Here is a 16,392-nt window from a genome sequence, read left to right on the forward strand (position 1 = left end):
CGGCCACACACACGGAGACAGCATGAACAAGATCACGCCGCAACGCCCGACCGCCGCTTTCGTGGGCGCTTCGTGGGCCGCCCTGCTGGTGGGCGCCATCACCTACCTGGCCGGGCTATGGAACGCCACCATGCAGCTGAACGAAAAAGGCTACTACTTCACGCTGCTGGCCTACGGGCTGTTTGCCGCCGTGTCGCTGCAAAAGTCGGTGCGCGACCGCATGGAGGGCATTCCTGTGACCAATATGTACTTCGGCCTGTGCTGGATTTCGCTGCTGCTGGCCTTGCTGCTGCTGTCGGTGGGCCTGTGGAACGCCACGCTGGCGCCCAGCGAAAAAGGCTTCTACGCCATGTCCTTCGTGTTGAGCCTGTTCGCTGCGGTGGCGGTGCAGAAAAACGTGCGCGACAGCGCCGGCAGCAAGGACGCGCCGCAGCCGGGCGACGCCTGACGCGCTAGGCCGGATTCTTCGCGGCCCGCTTCACCGTCTTCTTCCTCGGCGCCGGCAGCGGCAGTTCCGCCGCCGTGCGGCGCGCCAGTTCGGCGAGCCACTCGCGCTCGTCCCACCTGTCCCCCGGTATCAGAAACCACGGCTTGGCCTGCGGATAGGGCTGGGCCTGCTGCGGCTCGCCTATCCAGGCGCGGCTGGCCGCCACCGGCTTGATGAACAGCTGGTCGTTGCACACCAGCGCGAACATCTTGCCGTCGCAATAGATGGCGTATTCGCCGAACATCTTGCGCGCGGCCAACGTGCCTGCCGCCGCCATCTGGTCCACCAAAAAATCCACCGTGCCCTGTTGCGATGCCATGCTGTCTCCTTGTCGAGACACCATGCTAACCGGCAGCGGAACTTTGCGCCAGCAATTGGGTCACACGCATACACTACAAAAAAGTCCATCAAGGAGAACGACCATGACAGAGCTGCAAACCCGCTTGCACATGGCAATGTCGGCGGCGCACATGGCGATCTGGGACTCGATACTGGTCAACGGCAGGATCGACGACAGCACCGTGTACTGGTCGGCCGACGGCGCTGCACTGCTGGGCCTGTCAGCCGAAGCGTGCGAGCAGCCGTTCAGCGCCTTCCTGCAATGCGTGCACCCCGACGACCGCGCACCGCTGTTCGCGAAAATGCAGGCGGCCGTCGACCGCTGCGAGGACTACGAGCTGGAGTACCGCGTGCGCTGGCCCGACGGCAGCGTGCACTGGCTGTGCGCCAAGGCGCACCCCAGCTGCAACGGCGAGGGCGTGACGGACCGCACGCTGGGCATCGTCTGGGACGTGACGGCACGCAAGCGGCAGGAACTGGAAACGGCCGAGCAAAAGGAACTGGCCGAAGTGACGCTGGCCTCCATTGGCGACGGCGTGGTCACCACCGACGCGGACGGCAACACGCGCGTGCTGAACCGCGTGGCCGAGCAGCTCACCGGCTGGAGCCAGGAAATGGCCTGCGGCCGTCCCATCGAGGAAACGCTGAAGCTGGTCTACGAGCCGCCGCGCCCCGGCGACGGCCAGTTGCCGCAGGCGCTGCGCACCGATCCGGCCGGCGCCGCCGAGCACGTGGCCACGCGCTGCCTGCGCCTGCGCCAGTCCATCGGCATGAGCAATGGCACCCACCTGGTCACGCGCGACGGGCGCCTGGTGGCCATCGAGGATTCGGCCGCGCCGATCTGGTCCGGCGGCGGCGAGATGCTGGGCGTGGTGGTGGTGTTCCGCGACGTGAGCCACGAGCGCAAGCTGACCCAGCAGCTGTCCTGGTACGCCAGCCACGACACCCTCACCGGCCTGATGAACCGGCGCGAGTTCGAGCAGCAGATCGCCGCGGCGCTGCACTCGGCCAAGCACGAGGGCCACACGCACGCGCTGCTGTACATCGACCTGGACCAGTTCAAGATCGTCAACGACACCTGCGGCCACAGCGCCGGCGACGTGCTGCTGCAGCTGCTGGCCAAGATGCTGCAAACCCTGATGCGCGACAGCGACGTGCTGGCGCGGCTGGGCGGCGACGAGCTGGGCGTGCTGCTGCCGCACTGCCCGCCCGACCACGCCATGCTGATCGCCGACCAGCTGCGCCAGTCGATCAAGGGCTTCCGTTTCGTGTGGGACAGCCGCAGCTTCGAAATCGGCGCCAGCATCGGCCTGGTGGAAATCACCCACGACAGCAAGTCGATGACGGAGCTGCTGATGGCGGCCGACCAGGCCTGCTACCTGGCCAAGGAGCAGGGCCGCAACCGGGTGCACCACTACATGGAGTCCGACCTGATGCTGGCGCAGCGGCAGGGCGAAATGCAGTGGGTGTCGCGCCTGAACGAGGCTTTCGAGCACAATTTCTTCCGGCTGTACGCGCTACCCATCGTCCACCTCGGCGCCCAGGACGAGGAACACGACGAGGTGCTGATACGCATCCAGAACAACAAGGGCGACCTGATTTTGCCGGGCGCCTTCATCCCGGCCGCCGAGCGCTACGACCTGATGGTGGCGATAGACCGCTGGGTGATACGCGCGGTGTGCGACCATGTGCGCAGCGAGCGCCAGGCGCAGAATGGGCAGCGCTCCGCGGCCGCCGTGTATTCGGTGAACCTGTCCGGCACCTCGCTCAACGACGAGGGCCTGCACGACTACATCCTGCAGCAGTTCGCAGAATTCGGCATCGAGCCGTCGCGGATCTGCTTCGAGGTGACGGAAACGGCCGCCATCGCCAACCTGCCCAAGGCGCAGAGCTTCATGACGCGCCTGAAGGCGCTGGGCTGCCGCTTTTCGCTGGACGACTTCGGCAGCGGCCTGTCTTCCTTCGCCTACCTGAAGGCGCTGCCGGTGGACTACCTGAAAATCGACGGCATGTTCATCCGCGACATCAAGAGCAACGCCATCAGCTGCGCGCTGGTGAAAGCCATCAACGAGGTGGGCCATGTGATGGGCATGCGCACCGTGGCCGAGTATGTGGAGGACGAGGAAACCCTGCAGCTGGTGCGCGACCTGGGCGTGGACTATGCGCAGGGCTATGCGGTGGGCTCGCTGCGCCCGATGTCCAGCATTCACGATTAGATCGGATACGATGTATAATGGGGCTCATCTTCCGAGCAATGAGGAGTCCCCATGGACACATCGCAACCCGACGCCGCCAACCTGCCGCTGGCCGATTACCTGTGTTTTGCCATCTACTCGGCCAACCTGGCCTTCGGCAAGGCCTACAAGCCCATCCTGGACGAACTGGGGCTGACGTACACGCAGTACATCACCGTGGTGGCCCTGTCCGAACAGGACAACCAGACCGTCAGCGGCCTGGGCGAGAAGCTGTTCCTGGAGTCGAACACGCTCACGCCCATCCTGAAGAAGCTGGAAGCCATGGGCTACCTGACCCGCCGGCGCGACGCGGCCGACGAACGCCAGGTCATCGTCAGCCTGACCGAGGAAGGCCGGCGCCTGCGCCGCAAGGCGGCCGAGGGGAACAACCTGTTCGAGGCCTGCGGCATGTCGGCCCAGGAATTCCCGAAAATGCAGAAGAGCGTGGTGGCGCTGCGCGACAGTTTGCTGAGGTCGCTACCGGAAAAATGAGGCCGGCACAATCCGGGCATTTTTGATCTACATCAATAAAATTGCCCGCCGCTCTCCTTACACTGGGTGCATGTCTTGCGATAGAGCAAGCAAACCAGCCAGCAGGAGAGCCGCATGCGCACCAATTTACCCGTCACCCACCGCGAAGTCGAGATTGCAGAGGACCAGGCCATCGTCTCCAAGACTGACCTGAACGGCAACATTGTCTACGTCAACCCCTACTTCGTGCAGGTCAGCGGTTTCAGTGAACAGGAACTGATCGGCGCGCCGCAGAACATCGTGCGCCACCCGGACATGCCGCCGCAAGCCTTCGCCGACCTGTGGTCGTCGATCCGCAGCGGCACGCCGTGGACCGGGCTGGTGAAGAACCGCTGCAAGAACGGCGACTACTACTGGGTCAAGGCGAACATCACGCCAATCCGCGAAAACGGCCAGACGCTGGGCTATATGTCGGTGCGCACCAAGGCCGCGCGCGAGCAGGTGCAGGCGGCCGAGCAGGCTTACCGCCAGATCCGCGAAGGCGGCAAGGCGGCCGGCATCGTCATCAAGAACGGCCAGCTGATCCATCCGGGCGTGGCCAACTGGCTGTCCCGCCTGGGCCATTCCTCGCTGTCCACCCGCATCTGGGCGGCCACCAGCGGCGTCAACACGCTGCTGCTGTTCGTCTGCCTGGCCAGCCTGTTCGGCGACGGCGCCTCGGCGCTGACCCGCTACAGCATCTTCGGCGCCACCTTCATCGGCCTGCTGGCCAATGTGTTCCTGTGGTACACGCTGCGCACCAGCGTGCTGCAGCCGCTGGGCCGGGCACTGGACGGCGCGCGCGCCATCGCCGCGGGCGACCTGTCCGCTTCCTTCGAGACCGAAGCGACCGACGAAGTGGGCCAGCTGCTGCGCGCGCTGCAGCAGATGAACAGCAACCTGATCGCCACCATCCGCGACGTGCGCGTGAACGTGGAGACCATGGCCGTGGCCACGCGCCAGATCGCCGCCGGCAACGCCGACCTGTCCGGCCGCACCGAGGCGCAGGCGGCCAGCCTGGAGGAAACCGCCTCCAGCATCGAGGAATTCGCGTCCACCGTGAAGCAGAACGCGGACAACTCGGTGCAGGCCAATGAACTGGCGCTGGCCGCGTCCAGCGTGGCGGTGGAAGGCGGCGAGATCGTGGCCGACGTGATCGCCACCATGGACGACATCAATGCCTCTTCGCGCAAGATCGTCGACATCATCGGCCTGATCGAAGGCATCGCCTTCCAGACCAACATCCTGGCGCTGAACGCGGCGGTCGAGGCGGCCCGCGCCGGCGAGCAGGGACGCGGCTTCGCCGTGGTGGCGGGCGAAGTGCGCAACCTGGCGCAGCGCTCGTCGGTGGCGGCCAAGGACATCAAGAACCTGATCGACGTTTCGGTGGGCAAGGTCAGCGCCGGCATGACGCAGGTGCACCGCGCCGGCGCCACCATGGAGCAGGTGGTCAGCTCGGTGAAGCAGGTGACGGCCATCATGCACGAGATTTCGGTGGCCTCGCGCGAACAGAGCATTGGCGTGAACCAGGTGAACCAGGCCATCGCGCACATGGACCAGGTGACGCAGCAGAACGCGGCGCTGGTGGAGGAAGCGGCGGCGGCAGCCAACAGCCTGGCGGTGGAAGCGGGCGGGCTGACGCAGGCAGTGAGCCTGTTCAAGTTCGGCAGGCGCGCGCTGCCGCCGCAGCGCAGCAAGGTGAGCCCGATCCGCAGCCGTAGCGTCAACAAGGACAGCGGCGCCAAGCGCCTGGCTGCGTGAAGGCGGTGACGGCAATGACACATGAAGCATTGAGCATCATCGCTGCCGAAGGCGCAGCCCAGCCGCTGCGCTTCGACGCCGCCACTGTCCGCCGCCTGAGCACTTCCGGCCCGCGCTACACGTCCTACCCCACTGCGGACCGCTTCAGCGCGGACTTCAGCTACGGCAATTACCTGGAGGCGGTGGCGGGACTGAAGATGCGCGGCGGCGCGCGCGGCCCCCTGTCGCTGTACGTGCACGTACCGTTCTGCGACACCGTGTGCTACTACTGCGGCTGCAACAAGATCGTCACCAGGGACCGTAGCAAGGCGGCCACTTACCTGAGCTACCTGAAGCAGGAGATCGGCATGCAGGGCACGCTGTTCTCGGGCATGAGCCAGCTCGGCCAGCTGCACTTCGGCGGCGGCACGCCGACCTACCTGAGCGACCGCCAGATGGAAGAGCTGATGGCGCACCTGCGCAAGCACTTCGAGTTTGCGCCCGACGAGGAGGGCGAGTATTCGATCGAGATCGATCCGCGCACCGTGTCGCGCGAGCGCGTGCACTCGCTGCGCGCGCAGGGCTTCAACCGCGTCAGCCTGGGCGTGCAGGATTTCGATCCGGACGTGCAGAAGGCGGTGAACCGCATCCAGCCGGAAGCGGAAACGCTGGCCGTGATGCAGGCCGCGCGCGACGCGGGCTTCCGCTCCATCAGCATCGACCTGATCTACGGCCTGCCGAAGCAGACGCTGGACACCATGCGCCAGACCATGGCCAAGGTGATCGCCGCCAGTCCGGACCGCATCGCGCTGTACAACTACGCGCACTTGCCGCACCTGTTCAAGCCGCAGCGCCGCATCCTTGATGCGGACCTGCCGCCGGCGGACGCGAAGCTGGACATGCTGGCGCTGTGCATACGCGAACTGACGGCGGCCGGCTATGTGTACATCGGCATGGACCATTTCGCCAAGCCGGACGACGACCTGGCCGTGGCACAGCGCCAGGGCCGCTTGCACCGCAACTTCCAGGGCTATTCCACGCACGCGGAAGCGGACCTGGTGGCGGTGGGCGTGTCGGCCATCAGCTCGGTGGGCAATACCTACAGCCAGAACGAGAAGACGCTGGAGGCGTACTACGAAAAGCTGGACCAGGGCGTGCTGCCGGTGGCGCGCGGCATCAAGCTCAATACCGACGATCTGCTGCGGCGTATCGTCATCCAGAAACTGATGTGCAGCTTCGAGCTGTCGATCGCTTCCATCGAGATGGCGTATCCGCTGCGCTTCAAGGACTACTTCGCCGCCGAGCTGGCGCAGCTGCGCGCGCTGGAGCAGGATGGGCTGGTCACCATCGATGACGAATGGCTGTCGGTGACGCTCAAGGGCCGTCTGCTGGTGCGCAATATCTGCATGGTGTTCGACCGCTACCTCGGCTTGCCGCGCGCGCAGGAAGAAGGTACGGCGGGGACCGGTGCCCAGCCGCTGCGCTACTCGAAGACAATCTGAGGATGATGTGAGCACGCCATGGATGGCCTGAATTTGCTGCCGGTTTTTCTCGTTGGCGTTGCCGGCAGCGTGCATTGCGCAGGCATGTGCGGCGGCATCGTCGGCGCCTTGTCCGCTGCGACTGGCCCCGCAGGCCCGGCGGGGACGGCCGCTGAAATGACTCGCGCCGCGCGGCCGTCCACTATCGCCGTTCTTTCCGCTCGTTCCGCTTGCACCTCGCACGCCGCAGGCGGCACGGCGGCGCGCCTGCTCGCCTACAACGCCGGCCGTATTGGCAGCTATATGCTGGCTGGCGCCATTGCGGGCGGGCTGGCCGGCGGCGCTGCGAGCCTGTCCAGAATCGCGGCCTGGCAAAACGTGGCCTTCTGGCTCGCCAACATGATGCTGGTGGCGCTTGGCCTCTACCTGATGAACGCGTGGCGCGGCCTGGCGCAGCTGGAAGCCGCCGGCAACGCGCTGTGGCGCCGGCTGCTGCCTTTGCTGCGCCCCTTGCTGCCGGTGGACTCCGCCGCCAAAGCGCTGGCCCTCGGCAGCTTGTGGGGCTGGGTGCCTTGCGCCATGGTCTACAGCGTGCTGCTGACGGCGGCGCTGAGCGGGTCCGCCGCGCGCGGCGCCACCGTCATGCTGGCGTTCGGCCTGGGCACGCTGCCCATGCTGGCCGCGCTCGGCATGCTGGGCGCGCAGGCGGGCCTGCTGGCGCGGGGGCAGCATCTGCCCCGCTTGATGCGGCGGCAGACGATGCGCGCCGCCTGCGGGCTCCTGGTGCTGGCCTTCGGCGTGCTCGGCCTGCTGCGCGCCAGCGGCGCCGCGGCGCCCTTGCTGCACGCCCTCGGCCTGCCCGACGCCGCGGCCGCCCATGGCTGGATCGACGCGCTCTGCATAGGAGCCAGACCATGAGCAGCCGTCCAAACGCCATCCCTGCAGGCAGCGGCTCCCCCATGCTGAACACGCCGAAGCCCGCAGCGGCGGATGCACCCGCCGTGCAGGCGCAGGCAAGCTGCTACCACTGTGGCCTGCCGCTGCCGCGCAGCGCCGGCGAGCGCTGGTCCGCGCGCATCGACGGCGTCGAGCACGCCATGTGCTGCCCCGGCTGCGCCGCCGTCGCGCAAGCCATCGCCGATGCCGGCCAAGCCGCCTACTACCAGGACCGCACCGGCTACGCCGCCACCGCCGCGCAGGCGCAGCTCGTGCCGCCCGAGCTGGCCCTGTACGACAACGCCGATCCCCGCTTCGCCGCGCGCGACGGCGGCACCGCCGACGCCGAAGCCACGCTGCTGGTGGAAGGCATACGCTGCGCCGCCTGCGTATGGCTGATCGAGCGCCGCCTGATGCAGCTGCCCGGCGTGCAGCGCGCCAGCATGAACGTGGCCACCGAACGGCTGCAAGTGCGCTGGCACAAGGACCAATGCCGTCCCGCCGACATCCTCGGCGCTTTGCACGCCATCGGCTACCGGGCCTGGCCCTACGACGCGGCCCGCCACGGCAAGCAACTGCAGCAAGCCAGCCGCACGCTGGGCCGCCAGCTGTTCGTCGCCGGCCTGTCCATGATGCAGGTGATGATGTACGTCGCCCCCGCCTACCTGGCCGACGACGGCACGCTGGACGCCGCCATGGCCGCGCTGATGCAGTGGGCCAGCCTGCTGCTCACGCTGCCCGCCGTGTGCTACTCCGCGCTGCCTTTCTTCCGTGGCGCCTGGAACAGCCTGCGTGCCCGCGCTCCCGGGATGGACGTGCCGGTAGCGCTGGGCATCGCCGCCGCCTTCGGCGCCAGCTGCATCGCCACCTGGCGCGGCCACGGCGAGGTCTACTACGACTCGGTGACGATGTTCATCTTCCTGCTGCTGTGCAGCCGCTACCTGGAAACGGCGGCGCGCCGCAAGGCGTCCGCGGCGCTGGAGCGCATGCAGCATGGGCTGCCGGCATCGGCGTCCTACCTGCCCGGCTGGCCGCTCAGCCGCGACGCCAGCACCGTGCCAGCATCCGCCCTGCGCCCAGGCCACGCCATCCTGGTCAAGCCCGGCGAAACCTTCGCCGCCGACTGCGACATCGCCGAAGGCCAGACCTCGGTCGACCTGTCGCTGCTGACCGGCGAGAGCGTGCCACTGCGCGCGGCCATGGGCGCCAGCGTCCCCGGCGGCGCCATCAACGCCGGCAGCGCCGTGGTGGCGCGCGTGACCAAGCCAGCCAGCGACAGCACGCTGTCCGGCCTGCTCAAGCTGATCGAGCGCGCCGGCGCCGAGAAGCCGCAGATCGCGCAATGGGCCGACCGCGCCGCATCGCGCTTCGTGGCGGGCCTGCTGCTATTTGCCTTGTCCGCATTCGCCTGGTGGAGCTGGCATGACGCCGCGCGCGCCTGGCCGGTGGCAATCGCCGTGCTGGTGGTGTCTTGCCCTTGCGCGCTGTCGCTCGCCACGCCGTCCGCGCTGGCCGCCGCCACCGACCGCCTGCTCGGCAAAGGCATCCTGATCGTACGGCCGCACGTGCTGGAAACGCTGCACCGCGCCACGCACATCGTCTTCGACAAGACCGGCACGCTCACGCAAGGCAAGCCCACCGTGCAGCGCGTGGACCTGCTCGGCCGGACCGCTGCCAGCGCCGCGCTGCAAGTAGCCGCCGCGCTGGAAGCGAACAGCGCGCATCCGATAGGCCGCGCCATCCTGGCTGCAGCGGCCGAAACCGCCATCATGGCGCGCTGGCAGGCCGCCGACGTGCAGGAACTGCCCGGCCAGGGCCTGGAGGGCACCGTCCAGGGCACGCGCTACCGCCTCGGCAGCCCAGCCTTCGTGGCAGGCATCGCCGGACCAGCCAGCCTGGCGCCGCCGCAGGATACCCGGCTTGGCCAGCCGGCCGGCGGCGCGGCTGCGGCGCTCGACGGTACCCCGGTCTACCTGGGCAGCAGCGGTGGCTGGATTGCGCGCTTCCTGCTCAGCGACGCGCTGCGGCCCGACGCGCAAGCCACCGTGGACTACTTCCGCGCGCAAGGCAAGCAGCTCGTGCTGCTCAGCGGCGACAGCGAAGCGATCACGCAGCACGTGGCGCGCAGCCTTGGCATCGACGCGGCCAGCGGCGAGTTCCTGCCGCAGCAAAAGCTCGCCTTCGTGCAGGACTCGCAACGCGAAGGCGCGGTGGTGGCGATGATCGGCGACGGCATCAACGACGCCGCCGTACTCGGCGCCGCCGACGTCTCCTTCGCCATGGGCAGCGGGGCCGCGCTGGCGCAGGCGCACGCCGACACGGTGCTGATGAACGGCCAGCTCGGCGCCGTGGCGGACACCGCGCGTGCCGCCGCGCGCACCATGGCCGTGATCCGGCAAAACCTGGCCTGGGCCACGCTGTACAACCTCACCGCCATTCCGGCTGCCGCACTGGGCTATCTGAACCCCTGGCTGTCCGGTGCCGGCATGGCGCTCAGTTCCGCCGTGGTGGTGCTCAACGCGCTGCGGCTGCGCAAAGGATAAATCGATGGAAGCCTTATATTTGCTGGTTCCCTTGAGCGTGGCACTGGTCTTCGGCGCAATCTGGATATTCTTCAAGGCTTCCGACGACGGCCAGTTCGACGACCTTGTCGGCCCCGCGCTACGCGTGCTGCAGGACGACGATTCCTAGCGCTCCCTCGTTCGGCCAATTTTGATCCACATCAAAGTTTTTTGGTGCCCACCCACGTAACCTTTGACCTACATCATCAAAGCGTTCTTGGGAGAACACAAAGTGGATCAAGCACTCAACTACAACTACAAAATCGTGAAGCAATTCGCGATCGCCACGGTAGTCTGGGGCATTGTCGGCATGCTGGTCGGCGTCATCATTGCCGCCCAGCTGGCCTGGCCCAGCCTCAACCTCGACATCCCCTGGCTGACCTATGGGCGCTTGCGTCCACTGCACACCAACGCGGTGATCTTCGCGTTCGGCATATCGGGCCTGTTCGCCACGTCCTACTACGTGGTGCAGCGCACCTGCCAGGTGCGCCTGTTCTCCGACAAGCTGGCCGCCTTCACCTTCTGGGGCTGGCAAGCGGTCATCCTGAGCGCCGTCGTCACATTGCCCATGGGCCTCACGCGCGGCAAGGAATACGCCGAGCTGGAATGGCCCATCACCATCCTGATCGCGCTGGTGTGGGTCGCCTACGCGGTGGTGTTCTTCGGCACCGTCATCAAGCGCAAGGTGGAGCACATCTACGTGGCCAACTGGTTCTTCGGCGGCTACATCCTGGCGGTGACGCTGCTGCACGTGGTAAACGGCATGAGCATGCCGGCATCGCTGACCAAATCCTATTCAATGTACACCGGCGTGCAGGACGCCATGATCCAGTGGTGGTACGGCCATAACGCGGTGGGCTTCATCCTCACCGCAGGCTACCTGGGCATGGTGTACTACTTCATTCCGAAACAGGCCGAGCGCCCCGTGTACTCCTACCGCCTGTCCATCGTCCACTTCTGGGCGCTGATCTTCACCTATATGTGGGCCGGCCCGCACCACCTGCACTACACCGCGCTGCCCGACTGGACCCAGTCGCTGGGCATGGTGTTCTCCCTGATCCTGCTGGCGCCGTCGTGGGGCGGCATGATCAACGGCATGATGACGCTGTCCGGCGCATGGCACAAGCTGCGCACCGACCCTATCCTGAAGTTCATGATCGTCTCGCTGTCGTTCTACGGCATGGCCACCTTCGAAGGCCCGATGATGTCGATCAAGACCGTCAACGCGCTGTCGCACTACACAGACTGGGGCATCGCCCACGTGCACGGCGGCGCGCTGGGCTGGGTGGGCTTCATCACCATGGGCTCGATCTACTACCTGCTGCCGCGCCTGGCGGGCCAGAAGCAGATGTGGAGCGTGAAGCTGATCGACCTGCACTTCTGGGTGGCCACCATCGGCATCGTGCTGTACATCGCCGCCATGTGGATCGCCGGCGTGATGCAGGGCCTGATGTGGCGCGCGGTAAACCCGGACGGCACGCTGACCTACACCTTCGTCGAGAGCGTGAAAGCCACTTATCCCTACTACGTGGTGCGCTTCGGCGGCGGCCTGCTGTACCTGGGCGGCATGTGCCTGATGGGCTACAACACCTGGATGACGCTGCGCGGCCGCAGCACCGTCACCGCCCGCATCCCTGAACTCAAAGCCGCCTGAATTACGGAGCGATCAAATGAAATTTTCACATGAATGGATAGAGAAGAACCCCTGGCTGCTGATCGTGCTGGTCACGCTCGTGGTGTCGGTGGGCGGAGCAGTGGAAATCGTGCCGCTGTTCTTCCAGAAATCGACCACCGAGCCGGTGGCGGGCCTGAAGCCATACAGCCCGCTGCGCCTGGCCGGCCGCGACGTGTACGTGCGCGAAGGCTGCTACAACTGCCACTCGCAGATGGTGCGCCCGTTCCGCGCAGAGACGGAACGCTACGGCCACTACTCGGTGGCCGGCGAATTCGTCTACGACCGGCCGTTCCAGTGGGGCTCCAAGCGCACCGGCCCGGACCTGGCGCGCGTGGGCGGCCGCTATAGCGACGAATGGCACCGCACCCACCTGGGCAATCCGCGCGACGTGGTGCCGGAGTCGAATATGCCGAACTATCCCTGGCTGGCCAGGACGGCGCTGAAGCCGGCCGACATCGTGCCCCACCTGCGCGCGCTGCAGCGGCTGGGCGACCCATACACGGACGCCGACATCGCCGCCGCACCGGCCGAGCTGGAAGGCAAGACCGAGGAAGACGCCCTGATCGCCTACCTGCAAGGCCTGGGCACCCAGATCAAGACGAGGAACTGACATGGAAAACCTGTTTGACAACGCCAGCCGCGTGATGACCGTCATCTCCTTCATCACCTTCATGGGCATCGTCGCGTGGGCATACGCGCGGCGCAGCCAGGCCGGCTTTGCGCAAGCCGCGCAACTGCCGTTCGCCGACGAGGAGGCAGATCATGTCTGACTTCACCAGCGGCTTCTGGAACTACTACATCGTCACGCTCACGCTGCTCGGCGTGTTCGGCTGCGCGGTGCTGCTGTATTCGCAGTCCAAGCACAAGGTCAAGGCACTCAAGGACGTGAACGCGCCGGTGGGCACCACCGGCCATATCTGGGACGAGGACCTGACCGAGCTGAATACGCCCATGCCGCGCTGGTGGATGTGGCTGTTCTACATCACCATCGTGTTCGGCCTGGCCTACCTGTTCCTGTATCCCGGCCTGGGCGACTACGCCGGCAAGCTTGGCTGGAAGTCCAGCGGCCAGTACGGCGCGGAGCTGAAGCAGGCCGAGGCCGAGTACGGCCCGCTGTTCAACCAGTACCTGAAGCAGGACCTGCAGGCCGTGGCGGCCGATCCGAAGGCGCAGGCCATCGGCGAACGCCTGTTCCTGACTTACTGCGCGCAGTGCCACGGTTCGGATGCGCGCGGCAACAAGGGCTTCCCCAACCTGACCGACAAGGACTGGCTGTACGGCGGCGCGCCGGACGTGATCAAGACCACCATCATGAACGGCCGCCACGGCGTGATGCCGCCGATGGGCGCTGCGCTGGGTTCGGACAAGGACATTGAAAACGTGGCGCACTATGTGCTGAGCCTTTCCGGCGGCGCGGCCGATCCGATCAAGTCCGTGTTCGGCAAGAGCAAATTCAACGCCTGCATGGGCTGCCATACCGGCGCCGGCACGGGCAACCAGGCCCTGGGCGCGCCCAACCTGACCGACAAGGTGTGGCTGTACGGCGGCAGCGCCGAGACCATCATGGAAACCATCCGCAAGGGCCGCAACAACACCATGCCCGCCTTCGCGGACTTCCTCGGCGAGGGCAAGGTGCACGTGCTGGCCGCCTATGTGTGGGGCCTGTCGAATCCGCATACGGTAGCAGCAATCGAAGGCAGCAAAGATGAACGCCCCGGAACAAGTCATTAAGATGTACGCGGCCCGCGAGGAGATTTATCCTCGCGAGACCAGCGGCCGCTACGCCAGCCTGCGCTGGGTATTCGTCTGGCTCACGCAGCTGGCGTTTTACTGCACGCCCTGGCTGACCTGGAACGGGCGCCAGGCCTTGCTGTTCGACCTGGCGGCGCGCAAGTTCTATATCTTCGGCCTGGTGCTGTGGCCGCAGGACTTCATCTACCTGGCGGCGCTGCTCATCATCTGCGCCTACCTGCTATTCCTGGCCACCGCCATCGCCGGACGCGTGTGGTGCGGCTTCGCCTGTCCCCAAACGGTGTACACCGAAATCTTCCTGTGGATAGAGCGCAAATTCGAAGGCACGCGCAGCGCGCGCATGCGCTTGGCGAAGGAGGGCGCCACGTTCAACAAAGCCTGGCGCAAGGGCGGCAAGCACCTGGCCTGGGGCGCGGTGGCGCTGTGGACCGGCTATACCTTCGTGGGCTATTTCACGCCCATCAAATCGCTGGCGCAGGAGGCGCTGACACTGACGTTCGGTCCGTGGGAATGGTTCTGGGTGCTGTTCTACAGCCTGGCGACGTACGGCAACGCGGGCTGGCTGCGCGAGCAAGTGTGCAAATACATGTGCCCCTACGCGCGCTTCCAGAGCTCGATGTTCGACCGCGACACGCTGATCATCACCTACGACGCGAAACGCGGCGAGCCGCGCGGCCCGCTCAGCAAGAACGCCGGCGGCGCCTGCATCGACTGCTCCATGTGCGTGCAGGTGTGCCCGGTGGGGATCGATATCCGCAAGGGCTTGCAGTACGAATGCATAGGCTGCGCTGCCTGCGTGGACGCCTGCAACAGCGTGATGGACAAGGTCGGCCAGCCGCGCGGCCTGGTGCTGTACAGCACCGATCACGCGCTGGCCGAGCGCTACACGCCGCAGCAGATCAGGCAGCATGCGCTGCGTCCGCGCGTGCTGGTTTACGGCACCATCCTGCTGTGCATCATCGGCACGGTCGGCACGGCGCTGTGGCTGCGCACGCCCCTGAAGATGGACGTGATCCGCGACCGGGGAGCGATGGGGCGGGAAGTGGAAAACGGCATGATAGAGAACGTCTACCGGCTGCAGATCATGAACACGTCCGAGCAGGCGCATCGCTACCGCATCAGCGTGTCCGGCTTGCCGTCGGTGGAGGTGGTGACCGACAGCGAAGTGGCGCTGGCGGGCACGGAAACGCGCGCGGTGCCGGTGCGGCTGCGCGCAGCCCACGGTGACGGCGCCAAGGGGTCGAACAGGATCGCCATCGAGCTGACGGCGCTGGACGACCCGGCGCTGCGGGTCAGGGAAAACGCGGTCTTCATTGTGCCGCGCTAGGGTGAAGGAGGAAATGATGCAAGCAAGGACGTATCCTGCTGCGACGCCATGGTGGTCGCAGCGCTGGCCATGGCTGCTGATGCTGGGGCCATTCATTGTGCTGCTGGGCGGCCTGTACACGGGCTGGCTGGCTTACTCGCAGCCCGATTCGCTGGTGGTGGGCGACTATTACAAGCGCGGCAAAGCCATCAACCAGGACTTGCGGCGCGACCGCGCGGCCAGCGCACTGGGCATGTCGGCCGCGCTGCGCTACGACGTGGCGCGCGGCGTGCTGGTGGGCTCCGTTGGCGGCGCGCTCAATGCGGGGCGGCCGACGCCGCAGCGCGTGCTGCTGCACCTGGCGCACGCCACGCAGCCGGAGCGGGATATCAAGCTGGTGGTGGTGCCCGCCGAAGACGGCGCGTTCGAGGTGGCGCTGCCGATGCTGGAGCGCAGCCGCTGGCAGGTATTGCTGGAGAACGAGCAGCGCGACTGGCGGCTGGAAGGCAGCTGGCAATGGCCGGCCCAGCGCGAAGTCACCGTGCGCGCCGACTGAGCCTGGCGGGTCAGGCGGCACGCCGTAACCCGCCAGCTTAGCCGCAGCGGTCCATACCTGCCGTGATGGCCTTGAGCCGCTGCAAATTGAGCAGCTCAATTTCCCGGTTGCTCACCCTGAGCAGCCCTTCCTTCTTGAACTTGGACAGCAGGCGGCTGATGCTTTCTATGGTCAGCCCCAAGTAATTGCCGATTTCCTCGCGCGACATGCGCAACTGGAACTGCGTCGCCGAGTACCCGCGCGCCTCGTAGCGCGACGACAGGTTGACGATAAAGGCGGCAAAGCGCTGCGTGGCCTGCATATTCCCCAGCAACAGCATCACGCTCTGCTCGCGCGTAATCTCCTGGCTCATCATGCGGTGGAAGTGGCGCAGCAGGGTCGGCATGTCCGCCAGCAGCTGCTGCAGGCTGGAGAACGGTATCTCGCACACCTCGCTGTCCTCCAGCGCCAGGGCGTTGCAATGGTGGCGGTCCGTGCTGATGGCATCCATGCCCAGCAGCTCGCCGGCCATCTGGAAGCCCGTGATCTGCTCGACGCCGTCCGCGTTCACCTGGTAGGTCTTGAAATGGCCGAGGCGGATCGCGTACAGGCTGGTGAAAGGATCGCCGATGCGGAACAGCGTGCCGCCGCGCGGCACCTTGCGGCGGCGGCCGATAATCTCGTCGAGGCGGTCCATATCGGCCGCGCCCAGCCCCATCGGCAGGCAAAGCTGGTGCACGCTGCAGGTAGCGCAGCTTGCCCGTAGCACGTCCACGGTCATGCCGGGTATCGTGAGTGATGGAAGCTCAATAGTCATGCGGCCAGTGTAAACCATA

The 16,392-nt window shown here is 66.4% G+C and carries 16 protein-coding genes; 14 read left to right on the forward strand and 2 right to left on the reverse strand.

The window, feature by feature from the left end:
• The first annotated feature begins 22 nt into the window (after positions 1-22).
• Positions 23-448, forward strand: a complete 426-nt coding sequence (yiaA, locus tag ACFJI2_RS26675; protein WP_107869562.1) for an inner membrane protein YiaA — start codon at positions 23-25, stop codon at positions 446-448.
• Positions 449-452: 4 nt separating this feature from the next.
• Here yiaA and ACFJI2_RS26680 read toward each other — a convergent pair whose 3' ends face one another.
• Positions 453-806: a TfoX/Sxy family protein gene (locus tag ACFJI2_RS26680; protein WP_377702594.1), complete on the reverse strand. Its 354-nt coding sequence runs from the start codon at positions 804-806 to the stop codon at positions 453-455.
• Positions 807-909: 103 nt separating this feature from the next.
• On the opposite strand from ACFJI2_RS26680, the gene ACFJI2_RS26685 reads away from it, so the two are divergent.
• The 13 genes from ACFJI2_RS26685 to ACFJI2_RS26745 all read left to right on the forward strand — a co-directional run bounded on the left by ACFJI2_RS26685 (position 910) and on the right by ACFJI2_RS26745 (position 15,577).
• Positions 910-3,042 carry an EAL domain-containing protein gene (locus tag ACFJI2_RS26685; protein ID WP_377702595.1) on the forward strand — a complete coding sequence of 711 codons (2,133 nt, stop codon included), beginning with the start codon at positions 910-912 and terminating at the stop codon, positions 3,040-3,042.
• A 51-nt stretch (positions 3,043-3,093) separates the two neighbouring features.
• Positions 3,094-3,552, forward strand: a complete 459-nt coding sequence (locus ACFJI2_RS26690) for a MarR family winged helix-turn-helix transcriptional regulator (RefSeq protein WP_377702596.1) — start codon at positions 3,094-3,096, stop codon at positions 3,550-3,552.
• Between the two features lie 114 nt (positions 3,553-3,666).
• On the forward strand, positions 3,667-5,331 hold the full coding sequence (locus tag ACFJI2_RS26695; RefSeq protein ID WP_377702597.1) for a methyl-accepting chemotaxis protein: 1,665 nt from the start codon (positions 3,667-3,669) through the stop codon (positions 5,329-5,331).
• 14 nt (positions 5,332-5,345) lie between these two features.
• A complete protein-coding gene (gene hemN, locus ACFJI2_RS26700; RefSeq protein ID WP_377702598.1) occupies positions 5,346-6,812 on the forward strand; it encodes an oxygen-independent coproporphyrinogen III oxidase in 1,467 nt (488 codons plus the stop codon).
• An 18-nt stretch (positions 6,813-6,830) separates the two neighbouring features.
• Positions 6,831-7,709, forward strand: coding sequence for a sulfite exporter TauE/SafE family protein (locus ACFJI2_RS26705; RefSeq protein ID WP_377702599.1), 879 nt, complete (start codon positions 6,831-6,833; stop codon positions 7,707-7,709).
• Between the two features lie 41 nt (positions 7,710-7,750).
• Complete coding sequence (locus ACFJI2_RS26710; protein ID WP_377705916.1) at positions 7,751-10,270, forward strand: heavy metal translocating P-type ATPase; 2,520 nt, start codon at positions 7,751-7,753, stop codon at positions 10,268-10,270.
• Between the two features lie 4 nt (positions 10,271-10,274).
• On the forward strand, positions 10,275-10,418 hold the full coding sequence (gene ccoS, locus ACFJI2_RS26715) for a cbb3-type cytochrome oxidase assembly protein CcoS (protein WP_107869569.1): 144 nt from the start codon (positions 10,275-10,277) through the stop codon (positions 10,416-10,418).
• A gap of 102 nt (positions 10,419-10,520) precedes the next feature.
• Positions 10,521-11,942 carry a cytochrome-c oxidase, cbb3-type subunit I gene (gene ccoN / locus ACFJI2_RS26720; RefSeq protein WP_377702600.1) on the forward strand — a complete coding sequence of 474 codons (1,422 nt, stop codon included), beginning with the start codon at positions 10,521-10,523 and terminating at the stop codon, positions 11,940-11,942.
• A 16-nt stretch (positions 11,943-11,958) separates the two neighbouring features.
• Positions 11,959-12,573, forward strand: a complete 615-nt coding sequence (ccoO, locus tag ACFJI2_RS26725) for a cytochrome-c oxidase, cbb3-type subunit II (RefSeq protein ID WP_107869570.1) — start codon at positions 11,959-11,961, stop codon at positions 12,571-12,573.
• A 1-nt stretch (position 12,574) separates the two neighbouring features.
• Positions 12,575-12,733, forward strand: a complete 159-nt coding sequence (locus ACFJI2_RS26730; RefSeq protein WP_377702601.1) for a cbb3-type cytochrome oxidase subunit 3 — start codon at positions 12,575-12,577, stop codon at positions 12,731-12,733.
• On the forward strand, positions 12,726-13,694 hold the full coding sequence (gene ccoP, locus ACFJI2_RS26735) for a cytochrome-c oxidase, cbb3-type subunit III (RefSeq protein ID WP_377702602.1): 969 nt from the start codon (positions 12,726-12,728) through the stop codon (positions 13,692-13,694). The genes ACFJI2_RS26730 and ccoP overlap by 8 nt, the downstream gene beginning before the upstream one ends.
• A complete protein-coding gene (gene ccoG, locus ACFJI2_RS26740) occupies positions 13,669-15,042 on the forward strand; it encodes a cytochrome c oxidase accessory protein CcoG (protein ID WP_377702603.1) in 1,374 nt (457 codons plus the stop codon). The genes ccoP and ccoG overlap by 26 nt, the downstream gene beginning before the upstream one ends.
• Positions 15,043-15,055: 13 nt before the next feature.
• Positions 15,056-15,577 carry a FixH family protein gene (locus ACFJI2_RS26745; protein WP_377702604.1) on the forward strand — a complete coding sequence of 174 codons (522 nt, stop codon included), beginning with the start codon at positions 15,056-15,058 and terminating at the stop codon, positions 15,575-15,577.
• A 37-nt stretch (positions 15,578-15,614) separates the two neighbouring features.
• Here ACFJI2_RS26745 and fnr read toward each other — a convergent pair whose 3' ends face one another.
• Positions 15,615-16,373 carry a fumarate/nitrate reduction transcriptional regulator Fnr gene (fnr, locus tag ACFJI2_RS26750; protein ID WP_377702605.1) on the reverse strand — a complete coding sequence of 253 codons (759 nt, stop codon included), beginning with the start codon at positions 16,371-16,373 and terminating at the stop codon, positions 15,615-15,617.
• Positions 16,374-16,392 lie beyond the last annotated feature (19 nt).

The sequence above is a fragment of the Pseudoduganella sp. UC29_71 genome (genome assembly GCF_042693265.1).
Taxonomy (GTDB): Bacteria; Pseudomonadota; Gammaproteobacteria; order Burkholderiales; family Burkholderiaceae_D; genus Rugamonas.

Bases quoted from the DNA above. Each gene is read 5' to 3' on its own strand.
- yiaA (WP_107869562.1), top strand. From the start codon at position 23: ATGAACAAGATCACGCCGCAACGCCCGACCGCCGCTTTCGTGGGCGCT.
- ACFJI2_RS26680 (WP_377702594.1), bottom strand. From the start codon at position 806: ATGGCATCGCAACAGGGCACGGTGGATTTTTTGGTGGACCAGATGGCG.
- ACFJI2_RS26685 (WP_377702595.1), top strand. From the start codon at position 910: ATGACAGAGCTGCAAACCCGCTTGCACATGGCAATGTCGGCGGCGCAC.
- ACFJI2_RS26690 (WP_377702596.1), top strand. From the start codon at position 3,094: ATGGACACATCGCAACCCGACGCCGCCAACCTGCCGCTGGCCGATTAC.
- ACFJI2_RS26695 (WP_377702597.1), top strand. From the start codon at position 3,667: ATGCGCACCAATTTACCCGTCACCCACCGCGAAGTCGAGATTGCAGAG.
- hemN (WP_377702598.1), top strand. From the start codon at position 5,346: ATGACACATGAAGCATTGAGCATCATCGCTGCCGAAGGCGCAGCCCAG.
- ACFJI2_RS26705 (WP_377702599.1), top strand. From the start codon at position 6,831: ATGGATGGCCTGAATTTGCTGCCGGTTTTTCTCGTTGGCGTTGCCGGC.
- ACFJI2_RS26710 (WP_377705916.1), top strand. From the start codon at position 7,751: ATGCTGAACACGCCGAAGCCCGCAGCGGCGGATGCACCCGCCGTGCAG.
- ccoS (WP_107869569.1), top strand. From the start codon at position 10,275: ATGGAAGCCTTATATTTGCTGGTTCCCTTGAGCGTGGCACTGGTCTTC.
- ccoO (WP_107869570.1), top strand. From the start codon at position 11,959: ATGAAATTTTCACATGAATGGATAGAGAAGAACCCCTGGCTGCTGATC.
- ACFJI2_RS26730 (WP_377702601.1), top strand. From the start codon at position 12,575: ATGGAAAACCTGTTTGACAACGCCAGCCGCGTGATGACCGTCATCTCC.
- ccoP (WP_377702602.1), top strand. From the start codon at position 12,726: ATGTCTGACTTCACCAGCGGCTTCTGGAACTACTACATCGTCACGCTC.
- ccoG (WP_377702603.1), top strand. From the start codon at position 13,669: ATGAACGCCCCGGAACAAGTCATTAAGATGTACGCGGCCCGCGAGGAG.
- ACFJI2_RS26745 (WP_377702604.1), top strand. From the start codon at position 15,056: ATGATGCAAGCAAGGACGTATCCTGCTGCGACGCCATGGTGGTCGCAG.
- fnr (WP_377702605.1), bottom strand. From the start codon at position 16,373: ATGACTATTGAGCTTCCATCACTCACGATACCCGGCATGACCGTGGAC.